This window comes from Bradyrhizobium sp. LA6.8 (genome assembly GCF_040547935.1).
In the GTDB taxonomy this organism is placed as follows: Bacteria; Pseudomonadota; Alphaproteobacteria; order Rhizobiales; family Xanthobacteraceae; genus Bradyrhizobium; species Bradyrhizobium barranii.
In genome coordinates this window covers 275,739-289,949 of record NZ_JBEPQQ010000005.1, presented here as the reverse complement: position 1 = coordinate 289,949, position 14,211 = coordinate 275,739, and the positions used below count along the sequence as shown (strand labels likewise).

General features: G+C 65.5%; 10 protein-coding genes. 3 read left to right on the top strand and 7 right to left on the bottom strand.

Annotated elements, in window-relative coordinates; genetic code table 11:
• Positions 1 to 56 precede the first annotated feature (56 nt).
• Both ABIA90_RS25115 and ABIA90_RS25110 read right to left on the bottom strand, forming a co-directional pair.
• Entirely contained in the window at positions 57 to 1,487 is a 1,431-nt protein-coding gene (locus ABIA90_RS25115; protein ID WP_354119774.1) for an aldehyde dehydrogenase family protein, read from the bottom strand.
• 269 nt (positions 1,488 to 1,756) lie between these two features.
• Positions 1,757 to 4,120 carry a thiamine pyrophosphate-binding protein gene (locus ABIA90_RS25110; protein WP_354119775.1) on the bottom strand — a complete coding sequence of 788 codons (2,364 nt, stop codon included), beginning with the start codon at positions 4,118 to 4,120 and terminating at the stop codon, positions 1,757 to 1,759.
• A 135-nt stretch (positions 4,121 to 4,255) separates the two neighbouring features.
• Here ABIA90_RS25110 and ABIA90_RS25105 point away from each other — a divergent pair, with 135 nt between their 5' ends.
• The 3 genes from ABIA90_RS25105 to ABIA90_RS25095 all read left to right on the top strand — a co-directional run bounded on the left by ABIA90_RS25105 (position 4,256) and on the right by ABIA90_RS25095 (position 7,213).
• The gene (locus tag ABIA90_RS25105) at positions 4,256 to 4,717 is read left to right on the top strand and encodes an Lrp/AsnC family transcriptional regulator (RefSeq protein ID WP_014497003.1); all 462 of its coding nucleotides are present in this window, start codon (positions 4,256 to 4,258) and stop codon (positions 4,715 to 4,717) included.
• Between the two features lie 96 nt (positions 4,718 to 4,813).
• A complete protein-coding gene (ppk2, locus tag ABIA90_RS25100) occupies positions 4,814 to 5,734 on the top strand; it encodes a polyphosphate kinase 2 (RefSeq protein ID WP_354119776.1) in 921 nt (306 codons plus the stop codon).
• 51 nt (positions 5,735 to 5,785) lie between these two features.
• Entirely contained in the window at positions 5,786 to 7,213 is a 1,428-nt protein-coding gene (locus ABIA90_RS25095; RefSeq protein WP_354119777.1) for a TAXI family TRAP transporter solute-binding subunit, read from the top strand.
• Here the strand turns inward: ABIA90_RS25095 and ABIA90_RS25090 are convergent.
• The 5 genes from ABIA90_RS25090 to ABIA90_RS25070 form a co-directional block, all read right to left on the bottom strand.
• Positions 7,191 to 8,270, bottom strand: coding sequence for a zinc-binding dehydrogenase (locus ABIA90_RS25090; protein WP_354119778.1), 1,080 nt, complete (start codon positions 8,268 to 8,270; stop codon positions 7,191 to 7,193). The two genes, ABIA90_RS25095 and ABIA90_RS25090, sit on opposite strands and share 23 nt — an antisense overlap.
• 60 nt (positions 8,271 to 8,330) lie before the next feature.
• The gene (locus tag ABIA90_RS25085; protein WP_354119949.1) at positions 8,331 to 9,272 is read right to left on the bottom strand and encodes a DMT family transporter; all 942 of its coding nucleotides are present in this window, start codon (positions 9,270 to 9,272) and stop codon (positions 8,331 to 8,333) included.
• 188 nt (positions 9,273 to 9,460) lie between these two features.
• Positions 9,461 to 10,300 (bottom strand): aldo/keto reductase, encoded by an 840-nt coding sequence (locus ABIA90_RS25080; protein ID WP_354119779.1) that lies wholly within the window; start codon positions 10,298 to 10,300, stop codon positions 9,461 to 9,463.
• A gap of 72 nt (positions 10,301 to 10,372) precedes the next feature.
• Positions 10,373 to 11,269, bottom strand: coding sequence for an SMP-30/gluconolactonase/LRE family protein (locus tag ABIA90_RS25075; protein WP_354119950.1), 897 nt, complete (start codon positions 11,267 to 11,269; stop codon positions 10,373 to 10,375).
• A 235-nt stretch (positions 11,270 to 11,504) separates the two neighbouring features.
• Complete coding sequence (locus tag ABIA90_RS25070; protein WP_354119780.1) at positions 11,505 to 14,210, bottom strand: molybdopterin-dependent oxidoreductase; 2,706 nt, start codon at positions 14,208 to 14,210, stop codon at positions 11,505 to 11,507.
• Position 14,211 lies beyond the last annotated feature (1 nt).

Below are 14,211 nucleotides of genomic sequence, written 5' to 3'. Positions count from 1 at the left end.
CGAAGAACGCCGGAGCGGTTTCCCGCTCCGGCGTCATGTTGGTTCTCGACGTAAGCTTACGCCGCGTTGAAGCCCGCAACGGCCTTCACTTCGAGGAAGTCCTCGAGGCCGTACTTGCCCCACTCGCGGCCGTTGCCCGACTGCTTGTAGCCGCCGAACGGCGCGGTGCGGTCGTTGGGCACGCCCTGGAGGTTGACGTTACCGGCGCGGATCTGGCGGCCGACGCGCTTGGCGTCCTCCACCGAGGCGCCCGAGACGTAGCCGGCGAGGCCGTACGGCGTGTCGTTGGCGATCTGCACGGCCTCAGACTCGTCCTTGGCGCCGATGATGGTCAGCACCGGTCCGAAGATCTCTTCACGGGCGATCGTCATGTCGGGGGTGACGTCGGCGAAGATGGTCGGACGGACGTAGAAGCCCTTGTTGACACCCTCGGGCAAGCCCGGGCCGCCGGCGACGAGCGTTGCGCCCTCGTCGATGCCCTTCTTGATGAGGCCCTGGATCTTGTCCCACTGGCCGCGGTTGACGACCGGACCAATGGTAGTGCCTTCAGCGCGGGGATCACCGGCCTTGGTCTTGTCGGCGACAGCCTTCGCGATCGCAGCGACTTCCTTCATCTTCGACAGCGGCACGATCATGCGCGAGGGTGCGTTGCAGGACTGGCCGGAGTTGTTGAACATGTGCATCACGCCGCCGGTCACCGCCTTGGTCAGGTCGGCACCTTCGAGGATGACGTTCGGCGACTTGCCGCCGAGCTCCTGGCTGACGCGCTTCACGGTCGGCGCTGCGCGCTTGGCGACGTCAATGCCGGCGCGGGTCGAGCCGGTGAACGAGATCATGTCGATATCAGGATGCTCGCTCATGGCGGCGCCGACCTCGGGGCCGAGGCCGTTGACGAGGTTGAACACGCCCTTCGGCACGCCGGCTTCATGGAGGATTTCCGCGAAGATCAACGCCGAGGTTGGGGTGAACTCCGACGGCTTCAGGATCATGGTGCAGCCGGCGGCGAGCGCAGGCGCAACCTTGCAGGCGATCTGGTTCAGCGGCCAGTTCCAGGGCGTGATCATGCCGACCACGCCGACCGGCTCGCGCAGCACCATGGCGGTGCCGACCGGTTCCTCGAAATGATAGTTCTTGAGCACGTCGAGCGTGGTCATGAGGTGGCCGAGGCCGGCGCCGGCCTGGAGCTTCTCCGCCATCGGCAGCGGCGCGCCCATCTCGTCGGAGACGGCGGCGCCGATCTCCTTGAGCCGGCCCTTGTAGACCTCGATGACTTTCGTGAGCAGCGCGACGCGCTCCTCGCGGCTGGTCTGGGAGAAAGTTGCAAAGGCGCGCTTGGCAGCAGTGACGGCCTTGTCGACGTCAGCCTTGGAGCCCAGCGCAACCTCGTACATCGCCTCTTCCGTCGCGGGATTGACCACGGCGGTGGACTTCTTGACGGCGGGATCGACCCAGGCGCCGTCGATGTAGAATTGCATGCGATTGACCATCGTTAACCTCTTCTTGGGGGCTTGGAGGGGGCGTTTCGGCAGGCATCCTTGCACGAAAGCGCCGGCAATTGAACCCGCCATATGCGGGGCCAGCGTTGCGGCGGACGGAGGATATATGAGCCGATGGCGGGAACGAGGCAAGGCTCCCTCAGGTGTCATTCCGGGACGCGCCACTTGGCGCGGGCCCGGAATCCATAACCACGATCGGGAGTATGGATTCCGGGGTCGACGCTACGCGTCGCCCCGGAATGACAGGGCAGTTACCTCAACTACACCGCCATCTTCCGATGCAGCACCGGTGCGCCGGTGGTGAGGCTTTCCGCCGCATCGATGATCGCATTCGCATCGATGCCATAATGGCGGTAGAGGTCCGCGATCGTGCCGGTCTGGCCGAACTGCTCGACGCCGAGCGCCTCGACGCGATGACCGCGGACGCTGCCGAGCCAGCCGAGCGCGGAGGGATGGCCGTCGATCACGGTCACGATGCCGCAGTCGCGCGGCAGCGGCGCGAGCAGCTTTTCGATGTGGCTGAGATGCTGCACACCCCGTCGATCGCGCCGCAATTTCCGCGCCGCGGTCCAACCCGCATGCAGGCGATCCGCCGAGGTGATCGCGAGCAGGCCGATGTCGCGGCGGCTCTCGCCGATGAAGCCGGTCGCCTCGATCGCTTCGGGCGCGACCGCGCCGGTATAGGCGATCACGAGTTCGGCATTGGGCCCCGGCTTGCGCAGCCAATAGGCGCCGTCGGTAATGCCCTGCGCAAGCTCCGGCGTCATGATCCGCTGCGCCTGCTCGATGCTGCGCGTCGAGAGCCGCAAATAGACCGAGCCGCCCTCGCCCGGATCGCGCTGCATGTGATTGAAGCCCCAAGCCATGATCACGGCGAGCTCGTCGACGAAAGCTGGTTCGAACGAGGCGAGCCCGTCCTGCGCCATGCCGATCAACGGCGTCGCGATCGACTGGTGCGCGCCGCCTTCCGGCGCCAGCGTGATGCCCGAGGGCGTCGCTGCCACCATGAAGCGCGCATCCTGGTAGCAGGCGTAGTTCAGCGCATCGAGGCCGCGCTCGATGAAGGGATCGTAGAGCGTGCCGACCGGCAAGAGCCGTTCGCCATTGATCTGGTGCGACAGGCCCAGCGCCGAGAGCATGATGAACAGGTTCATCTCGGCGATGCCGAGCTCGAGATGCTGCCCCTTGGGTGAGAAGTCCCAATTGAACGTGGAGGGAATTTTCTCGCTGCGGAATAAGTCCGCCTTCTCGCCGCGCGCGAACAGGCCGCGCCGGTTCACCCACGGACCGAGATTGGTCGAGACCGTGACGTCGGGCGAGGTCGTGACGATGCGTCTGGCCAGCTCGCTGTCGCCGCGCGCGATCTCGTTCAGCACGAGGCCAAAGCCCTGCTGGGTCGACATCTGCGGCGACGGCTTGAACGCCAGCTGCTGGGGCACCTCGATAACAGGCGCGGTCAGCCGACGGCCGTCCTGGTTGAACGGCACGCGCGCGAGAAAGGCGTCGAGCTCGGCGGCGTCCTGCGCGAGGCCCTCGTACTTGTCCCATTCGTGGCCCGCACGAATGTTCTGGCTCTCGCGATATTTCTCCATCTGCGTGACCGTCATCAGGCCGGCGTGGTTGTCCTTGTGGCCCTGGAACGGCAGGCCGACGCCCTTGATGGTGTAGGCGATGAAGCAGACCGGGCGATCGTGGTCGATGGACTCGAACGCCTCCAGCATGCTCGCCATGTCGTGGCCGCCGAGGTTCGACATCAGCGCCAGCAGCTGCTCGTCGCTGCGCCTGTCGATCAGCTTGGTGATCGGGCCCTGGTCGCCGATCTCATCGTGCAGATGCTTGCGGAAGGCGGCACCACCCTGGAAGCACAGCGCCGCGTAGAGCGCGTTCGGGCAATTGTCGATCCAAGCTTTAAGCGCCTCGCCACCGGGCTCGGCAAAGGCTTCGCGCATCAAGCGGCCATATTTCACGATCACCACGTCCCACCCGAAATTGCGGAACATGGTCTCGAATTTTTCCCAGAGCCCTTCGCGCACGACGGCGTCGAGCGACTGCCTGTTATAGTCGACCACCCACCAGGTGTTGCGCAGGCCGTGCTTCCAGCCTTCGGCGAGCGCTTCGAAAATGTTGCCCTCGTCCATCTCGGCATCGCCAACGAGGGCAATCATCCGCCCCTCGCGGCGATCCTTCATCCAGCCATGCGCCTTGACGTAGTCCTGCACCAGCGAGGCAAACAGCGTCTGCGCGACGCCGAGGCCGACGGAGCCGGTGGAGAAATCGACGTCGTCGACATCCTTGGTGCGCGAGGGATAGGACTGCGCGCCCTTGAACCCGCGAAAGTTCTCCAGCTTCTCGCGGGTCTGCCGGCCGAACAGATACTGGATGGCATGGAACACCGGGCTCGCATGCGGCTTCACCGCGACGCGATCCTCAGGGCGCAGGACGCTAAAATACAGCGCCGACATGATGGTCGCGAGCGAGGCGGACGAGGCCTGGTGTCCCCCGACCTTGAGCCCGTCCGCGTTGGCGCGGATGTGGTTGGCGTGATGGATGGTCCATGACGACAGCCACAGCGCCTTGCGGGCCAGCGCGGTCAATGTGTCCAGACGGGCGGTATCAACGGGCATGGCAATGGCTCCCGGAAACAGGTCGGACGATGATACGCCTGCGGGCGGCGCCAAACTTCTCAATTTTTCGCGCCATAATCTCAAATATTGGGATACTTTACCAATGGATCAGCACTTCAGACAGGTTTCATCCCAATGCCAGACCTCGACGCCATCGACCGGAAAATCCTCGCTTTGCTCCAGAACGACAGCCGGCTGACAATGCAGGAACTCGCCGACAAGGTCGGGCTCTCGGTGTCGCCCTGCCATCGCCGGGTCAAGCTGCTGGAGGAGCGCGGGGTCATCAGCCGCTACATCGCCACCGTCGACCAGAAGGCGCTGGGGCTGCACGTCAGCGTCTTCATCTCGATCAAGCTCGCGCGGCAGAAGGAGGAGGATCTGAATCGTTTCGCGCGCGCGATCTCGAAATGGGACGAGGTGCTGGAGTGCTATCTGATGACCGGCAACCGCGACTATCTCCTGCGCGTGGTGGCGGCCGACCTCGCCTCCTACGAGACCTTTCTCAAGACCAAGCTGACCCGGCTCGACGGCATTGCCTCGATCGAGTCGAGCTTTGCGCTGAGCCAGGTCAAATATTCGATCGCCCTGCCGGTCTGACGGCCCCGCCGGGCTATTTCGGAACCGGTGTCACATGGGCGCAATAAACCCCGCCGATGGTCACGGGCGACAGGCACCCTGCCGAAAGAAGGACCCATGACCGCATCCGACCGCACCCCTGAAATGGCCAAACGCGAGCGCATCATCCGGGAAATGACCGACGATCTCGACGAAGAGCTGGAGATGGAGCTCGATGACAGCAGGCTCGACGAGCTGCTGGACGAGACGGACGCGCTCCGCCCGACGGTGGATCGCAGGCTCTATTTCCGGGAATTGCTCCGCCTCCAGGGCGAACTGGTCAAGCTCCAGGACTGGGTACAGAGCGAGAAGAAGAAGGTCGTGGTGCTGTTCGAGGGCCGCGATTCAGCCGGCAAGGGCGGCGTCATCAAGCGCATCACCCAGCGGCTCAATCCCCGCATCTGCCGTGTCGCGGCGCTCCCCGCCCCGAGCGAGCGCGAGCGCACGCAATGGTATTTCCAGCGCTACGTGTCGCATTTGCCGGCCGGCGGCGAGATCGTGCTGTTCGACCGCAGCTGGTACAACCGCGCCGGCGTCGAGCGCGTGATGGGCTTCTGCTCCGAGCACGAGTACCAGGAATTCTTCAAGACGGTGCCCGAGTTCGAGCGGATGCTGATCCGCTCCGGCATCACTCTGGTCAAATACTGGTTCTCGATCACCGACGACGAGCGGCAGTTCCGCTTCAGCATGCGCATCAGGGATCCGCTGAAGCAGTGGAAGCTGAGCCCGATGGACGTCGAGGCGCGCAGCCGCTGGGAGGCGTACACCAAGGCCAAGGAGACGATGCTGGAGCACACGCATCTGCCGGACTCGCCATGGTGGATCGTCGACGCCGTCGACAAGAAGCGCGCCCGCCTCAACTGCATCGCGCATCTGCTCAGCCAGATGCCGTACCAGGAGGTCGCCCGCGTGCCCGTGGTGCTGCCGCCGCGCGTCCGCAACCCCGACTACCACCGCGGACCGATTCCGCCAGAGATGTACGTGCCTTCGAAATACTGACGGCACCCGCCGCGCCTGCCGTCGGGCGAGCTTGCCGATGAGGAAAGCGAGATGCCCGTGCCGAGCGATCTGAGCGTGAGGAGAGAGGCGTCGTCTCGCCGCCGCAATCGCTTTGGCCCGTGGCTCGCGCTCGCAAGCGTGCTCTCGGTGCTCACGGTCGCTCTTGCCCTCGCCTACTGGGTCTGGCAGCCGGCGACGCTGCGCATCGCGGTCGGGCCGGCCGGCAGTGACGACCAGGCGCTGATTGCGGCTGTGGCGAAGGCGTTCGACGCCAGGGGTGGCGCGGTGCGGCTCGTGCCGATCGAGACCGACGGCACACTGCAAAGCCTCAATCTGCTCGGCGCCGGCAAGGCCGACCTTGCGGTGGCTCGCGGCGACTTCGCCATGCCGGCCGACACCAATTCGGTGGCGATCCTGCGGCGGAATTTCGTGGTGTTGTGGGCGCCAGCGGCGCGCAAGGGTGCCGCCAGGCCGAAGATCATGGAGATCGCCTCCCTCACGGGGCGCCGCATCGGTGTCGTCGGCCTTGGCGATGCCAATCTCAATCTGCTCCGTGTCATCCTCGCCGCGTCAGGCGTCAATCCGCAGAAGGTCACGATCGCACAGTTCGGTATCGACCGCATCTCCGAGATGGCCCAGGACTCAACGCTCGACGCCTTCATGATGGTGGGCGCACTCGACGACAAGGCGATCGCAAGCACGATCGCCACCACCGCACGCCTGCGCGGCGAGCCCAAGTTCCTGTCCGTCGACGTCTCCGACGCCATCGCCGAGCGGCATCCGCTCTACGAATCCGAGGAAATTCCCGCGAGCGCATTTTCCACGACGCCGCAGCGGCCGGACGACAAGATCGACACCATCGCCGTCAATCATCTGATCGTCGCGCCCGCTTCATTGTCGGAGGACACGGTCGCTACCTTCACCCGCGAGCTGTTTACGGTCCGTCAGTCGCTCGTGAAGGACTTGCCAGGCGCCAGTCACATCCAGAAGCCTGACACCGACAAAGACGCCGCGCTGCCGGCCCATCCGGGAGCTGCCGCCTATATCGACGGCAACGAGCGCAGCTTCATGGACAAGTACAGCGACTACATCTGGGGCGTGGTGCTGCTGCTCTCGGGCCTCGGCTCAGTGGCCGCGTGGCTGCGGCACTATCTGCGGCGCGAGGAGCGCAGCGAGAACGCGCTGCATCGCGACCGGTTGCTGACGGCGATCTCCAGCGTGCGGGAGGCGACGTCGCTCGACGATCTCGCGGCGATGCAGAGCGCAGCCGACGACATCCTGCGCGAGACGCTGGCCTGTCACGAGGACGGCGCCATCGAAGACGGCGACCTCACCGCCTTCGGTCTCGTGCTGGCGCAATTCCATCAGGCGATCGTCGATCGCCGGGCCGTGATCGCCCAGATGAGCGATGCCGACGTCGCGGCGAACCCCGACGGCGGCGTGCTTCAGCCGTTCCCTATTTCCACGGCTGCACGATGATCTTGGTATGCGCCTCCGGATTGGCGAGGTCGGCGAAGGCCTTTGCGACGCCGTCGAGGCCGACCTCGGCGGTGACCATCGCGGCCGCATCCACCTGCCCTTCCGCGATCAGGCGCAGTGACGCCGCGAACTCATCCGGCGTGTAGCCGAGCACATATTGTACGTTGAGCTCCTTCATGATGCCGAGCATGGGTTCGCTCCTGTCGGTCTCCATGCAGACGCCGACCACCACGATGCGCGCATCACGCGGGGCGCCCTCGAACACCTGCTGCAACAGGCCGGGCACGCCGACGCATTCGAATATGATCGCGGGCTTCAGTGCCGGCAGCATGGCCTGCAACGGCGGCCGCGCCGCCTTCTCGGCGTCCGACATCTGCGCGTGCTCGGCCCAGGTCGCATAGGGCTGCGACACCTTGGGATCGACGACGATATCGGCCCCGAGCCTTGCCGCGAGCGCACGCCGCGCCGGCGAATAGTCGGCAGCGACGATCGGATGCAGACCCTTGATCCTCAGCGCTGCGATCACCGCGAGCCCAACCGGGCCGCAGCCGATCACGAGCGGTACCTCGCCGCCCCGGATGTTGGCTTTCGCCACGGCGTGGACACCGACGGCAAGCGGCTCGGTCAGCGCCGCATGTTCCGGCGCGAGGCCATTGGGCACCTCCAGCAGCAGCGGCTCGCTGAGCAGCATCGCCTCGGCGTAGCCGCCGATATTGTCATTGGAATAGCCGATGCCCTCGATGCCCTGCGGCGTTACGAGCGCCGGCAGTGAGCAGACACGGGTGCCGGACTTGAGCTTGCGTGCGGTTCCGGGACCATAATCGACGATCTCACAGCAGAACTCATGGCCGAACACGACGTCGCGGGCAAGATCCATCGGCTTGCGGCCGGTCTTCTTCGCCATCTCCACCATGCGGGGAGCATGCAGGCGCGCGTGAAGGTCGGAGCCGCAGATGCCGCAGGCGAGCGTCCTGACCAGCACCTGGCCGGGGCCCGGCTTCGGCTCGACCATCCGGTCGACGACAATCTCACCGTTCCTGAAAATCGCAGCGCGCATCCGGCTCCTCCCGTGTTGTTGGAGCCGTTGATAGCACGAAGCAGGACGCGCGAACTTGCGTCAGGGGTTCGGGGAACGCTCTTCCAGCACCAGCAGCTGGGCGCGGCGGATGCGCTCGCGATGGGCGATGTAGAGACCGCTGGCGACGATGAAGGCAGCACCAGTGACGGTCCAGACGTCAGGCACTTCGCCGAACAGGAAGAAGCCCAGAATGCTGACCCACAGCAACTGCGTGTACGAGAACGGCGCCAGCACCGAGGCATCGCCGTAGCGATAGGCCAGCACGATGATCCACTGGCCCACGGTGGACGCGACGCCGATCACGATGCCGAGCCCGATCGCGGCCCAGCTCGGCGTCACCCAGACGAACGGCACCATCAGGCTGAGGATCGCAACACCCGTGAGCGCCGAATAGGCCATGGTGGTGAGGACGGCTTCGCGCCCGCTCATCATGCGCGTCAGGATCAGCGCAGCGGCCCAGCAGAATGCCGAGATGATCGGGAAGAACGCAGCGGCGTGAAACGCATTGGAGCCCGGACGCAGGATGATCATCACGCCGATGAGACCGATCGCGGTCGCGATCCAGCGGCGCATGCCGACCTTCTCGCTCAGGAAGATGATCGACAGCGCGGTGACGAACAGCGGCGAGACGAAGCCGGTGGCCGAGGCTTCCGCGATGGGGAGGAAACGGAGACCGGTGATGAAGAACAGCGAGGAGCCGAGCAGCGCGACGCCGCGCATCAATTGCAGGCCGAGGCGATCGGTGCGCATCGCATGCAGCGGCGAGCCCGGCAGCATCACCGGCGTGAACATCAGCGCGAACGTGACGAAACGGATCCAGGTGATCTCGATCGACGGCAGGCTCGTCGACAGATACTTTGCGGTGACGTCGGAGCAGCCGAGGAATACCGTCGACAGCAGCACCAGCGCGATGCCCTTGAAGGGATGATCGACGCGCGCAGGCGCGCGGCGAGCCTCCTGCTTCTTCTCCGGCACGGGCATAGGAATACTGTCGAGCCTTGCGGCTGCGGCGGGCGGCGGTGTCACGGCTGGAACCTGGGAAAACGACGATTCGGGAACGATCGTAAAAAACGACAAATGCGCCGCTTTCACAACTTCCGAAAACAGGATGCCGATATGCGCTGACGACCCCGCGCGTCAATACTCCATTAATAATAGGCGTTTGTGCACTACAACATGGGCAGACTGCGCGGCTTCGGACCGCGCGGAAACGCCGCATCGAGCGCCGAAATCTCCTCTTTCGTCAGCACGAGATCGCCGGCCGCCGCATTCTCGCCGGCATGTTCCGCGGACGACGCCTTCGGGATCGCGAACACCGTAGTTGCACGGGTGAGGAAGCTCAGCGCGACCTGCCGCGGTGTCACACGACGCGCCTCCGCGATGCGTGCCAGCACCGCGCCTCCCTTGCTGTTGCTTGCGGGAAAATCGTCGTGGCCGAACGGAGAGTATGCAACGACAGCAACGCCACGCTTCTCGCACCACGGGATCACCGCATGCTCGATCGCGCGCTCCTTCAAATGATAAAGCACTTGATTGCACGCGATGCGGCCTTCGCCGGAGACGTCGAGAATTTCGTCGAGATCGTCGGCGTCGAAATTGGAGACGCCCCAGGATTTGATCTTGCCGGCCTTCACCAACTCCTCGAACGCGGCAACCGTGTCTTCGAGCGGATAGGAACCGCGCCAGTGCAGCAGATAGCAGTCGAGACGATCGGTCTTCAGCCGCTTCAGCGAGCGTTCGCACGCCGTGATGGTGCCGCCGCGCGAGGCGTTGCTCGGTAGCACCTTTGAAACCAGGAACACTTCATCGCGGCGGCCTGCGATCGCATCGGCGATGACGAGCTCGGCATCGCCATACATCTCGGCGGTGTCGATGTGGGTCATGCCGAGATCGAGCCCGCGCTGAAGCGCCGCGATCGCGCGCTTGCGGTCGCCATGGTCGAGATACCAGGTGCCCTGCCCGATGACGGAGACGTTCGCGCCGGTCTTGCCGAAGGGTTTTGTGTTCATGTTCGTTCTCCGCTGTTCATTCTCCCTCTCCCCGTCCTCACGGGGCCCCCGCAAGCGGGGAGAGGCGAAGAACTACAATCCGCTGATATCCGCAACCAGCACGCTGCTGGTCCCTGACTCCGTGATATAGAGCCGATCTTTCTTGACGCCACCGATGGCGACATTGGTGCAGCTCGGACCCGCGCACGACTTGATCCGCGCGATCAGCTCTCCGTTCGGCGCGAACACGAAGACGTGGCCGAGCGAGGCGTGGCCGACGAACAGGCGACCAGCCGCGTCCATGGTCATGCCATCAGGACCGCTGGTGCCGAACAGCGAGCAGAAGCGGCCGACCTTCGACACGCTGCCGTCCTTCATGAACGGCAACCGCCACACCGCATTGTCGCGGGTCATGGCGACGAACAGCACGGTTTCGCCGGGGTCGAGCACCAGGCCGTTCGGGCTGATGCCGGTGTCAACAAGGCAATCGAGCCGGCCACTCGGCGTCAGGCGATAGACGCGGCCGCTTGCGTCGTGCAGGCCGGTCTGGCCCTGATCGGTGAACAAGATGTCGCCGTTGGAGGCGAGATGCAGATCGTTGCAGCCACGGAACGATTCTGAATTGCGCGCGGTCAGGATGGGCCTGATGCGCCCTGCCCCGGCGTCGAGCTCCATGATGCCGTGCATGTAGTCGGCCACGAGGATGCGGCCGTCGGCGGCGATCTTCAATCCGTTCGGCCAGCCGTCGTACTCGATCACGAGCGACCACGCGCCATCAGGCGCGATGCGGAAGATGCGGCCGAAGGGAATGTCGACGATGTAGAGGTTGCCGTCCTTGTCGAACGACGGCCCTTCGATGAAACTATCGGTCGGCACACCCGGCCGGTTGGCATCGGCCCAATCGGTCCGCACGCCCTTGCGGCGGAATTGGTCCGGCATGGCGGAGAAGATCTTGGTTTCGATCAGGCGCGGCGGCGTTTCCAGGTACATCATTGTTGTTATGGGTGCTGCTGATGGAGGAGCGCGGCAACATAGGGCACAATCGCGGGCGCGTCGATTGGGGCGGGGGCATGGCGCCACGCCCTCACCGTCATTCCCCGCGAAAGCGGGGAATCCAGTACGCCGCGGCCTCACCGCATTGTCACAGGTGTCTCGGCGTACTGGATCGCCCGGTCAAGCCGGGCGATGACAGCGGAGTCTACGGCGGCGACCGAGAACGTCGCCCCTACCCTACCGCGCTCGCGACCTTCGCCTGCTTCGCCGGCGCCACTTCCGTCGTCGCGATCAGCCGCTTCAGCTCGGGGATACATGACCCGCAATTGGTGCCGGCCTTGAGCTTGGCGCCGATCTCGGCCGCCGTGCGCGCGCCGCTCGCGATGGTGTCGCAGATGGTGCCGCGGCCGACGCCGAAGCAGGCGCAGACGATGGGGCCGGTCGAGGCCGCGCCCTCCGTCGATTTGCCTGACAGCAGCATGCGGCGCTGCTCGTCGGTGACGTGATCGGCCACGAACAGGCTCTTCACCACCTCCCAGTCGCCGGCATCATGCGCGGGGCCGACGAACAGGCAGGTCTCGATGCGGTCGCCCGCGAACGAGGCCGCACGATAAACGCCGCCGCCGAAGTCGCGATAGTCGGCGACGTCCTCGCCAGCGACGCCGTCGAGCCAGGCCGGCCAGCGCGACAGATCCGCATTGTCGGCGAAGAGATAGCCGAAGCCACCCGCAACCGTGACACGCGTCCACATCAGGTTCGGCGGCAGATCGAGCTGTTTGCGCGACAGCGCAAAACCGCGGAAGACGTATTCGTAAGGCGCGATCGCCGCCGGCGTGGCTTTCGACTCCGGCTGGCCTGAGAACGGATCGGTGAAGGACTGCACGAGCGCCCCGACGCGGCCGTGCGAGGCGTTCATCGCGCTCCAGTGGATCGGCGCGAACAGCGTGCCGCGCTGCTGACGGTCGCTGACGACGACCTTCAGGATGCACTGGCCGTAATCGGTGGTGATGCGGGCGTAGCCGTCATGCGCGATGCCGTGTTTGCTGGCATCATCCGGGTGGATCTCGACGAACGGCTCCGGCAGATGCGCGCCGAGACGCTGGCTGAGACCCGTGCGCGTCATGGTGTGCCACTGGTCGCGAATACGTCCGGTGTTGAGCCGCAGCGGGCGCGACGGGCCGGTCTCGCCGCGCAGTGACGGCACCTCCGGCGCGACGAAGCGGCCTTTGCCGTCATTGGTGAAGAAGCCGCCGTTCGCGAAGAAGCGCTCGCCGGCCGCCTCGCCTTCGCGCGCCGGCCACTGCACCGGCTTCAAGGCGTCGAAGGCCTCGTCCGAGAGCGCGGTCAGCGCGCCGATGTCGAAATCGCGGCTGCCGTCGTTCTCGAAAGCAGAGAGCGCGGCATGCTCGCGGAAAATATCGGCGGCGGATTTGTAGTTGAAGCTGTCGCCGAAGCCGAGCCGCTTTGCGGTCTCGCTCAGAATCCACCAGTCCGGGCGCGCCTCGCCCGGCGCCGGCAGGAACGAGCGCTGGCGCGAGATGCGGCGTTCAGAGTTGGTCACCGTGCCCGACTTCTCGCCCCAGGCGAGCGCCGGCAGCAGCACATGCGGCCCCGCCTCGACGGTGTCGTTGGAGAGCACGTTCTCGGAGACCACGAACAGCTCGAGCTTCTTCAGCGCCTCACGCACGACGTCCGCGTCCGGCAATGACACCGCCGGGTTGGTGCCCATCACCCACAGCGCCTTGACCTCGCCGCGGTTGATCGCCTCGAACAGCTGCACCGCCTTCAACCCTTCATGGGTGGCGATGCGCGGCGCCTTCCAGAACCGCCTGACACGATCGATGTCGGGCGGGGTGAAGTTCATATGCGCGGCGAGCTGGTTGGCGAGGCCGCCGACCTCGCGGCCGCCCATCGCGTTGGGCTGGCCGGTGAGCGAGAACGGCGAGGCGCCCGGCTTGCCGATGCGCCCTGTGGCGAGATGGCAGTTCAGGATCGCGTTGACCTTGTCGGTGCCCTGCGCCGACTGGTTGACGCCCTGCGAATAGAGCGTGACGACGCGCTCGGTGTCGCGGAATATCTTGAAGAAGGCGGCGACGTCCTGTTCGGACAGGCCCGTCGCCAGCGCGGTCGCGGTGACACTGCCGGCGATGTTGCGCGCGCGCGCCAGCGCGTCATCGAAGCCAGACGTGTTCTGCGCGATGTAATCCTGGTCGAGCGCGCCGCTGTCGGCGAGATGGACGAACAGGCCGGAGAACAAGGCGGTGTCGGTACCGGGCTTGAGGCCGAGGAACAGATCGACGTCGCTGGCCGTGTCGGTCCGGCGCGGATCGATCACGATCATGCGCGCGCCGCGCTCCTGCCTGTTCTTCAGCATGCGCTGGAACAGCACGGGATGGCACCAGGCCGCATTCGAGCCGACGAAGACGAGCAAATCAGCCTGGTCGAGATCCTCGTAGCAGCCGGGCACGGTGTCGGCACCGAAGGCGCGGCGGTGGCCGGCGACCGAGGACGACATGCAGAGCCGCGAATTGGTATCGACATTCGCCGTGCCGACAAAGCCCTTCATCAGCTTGTTGGCGACGTAATAGTCCTCGGTCAGGAGCTGGCCCGAGAGATAGAACGCGACCGCATCGGCGCCGTCGCGCGCCACGATGTGCTGCATGCGATGGGCGACGTGGTCGAGCGCATCGCTCCAGGCGACACGCTCCAGCACGCCCTTGCAGCGGATCATCGGATAGAGCAGCCGGCTCTCCAGCCCGATAGTCTCGCCGAGCGCGGAGCCCTTCGAGCACAGCCGGCCGAAATTGGCGGGATGATCAGGGTCGCCCGCGATCGCCGCGCCACCGTTGCCGTCGGGTGTCGCCAGCACGCCGCAGCCGACGCCGCAATAGGGACAGGTCGTCTTGGTGGCGCGGAGCGTGGGATCGATCGCCGTCATA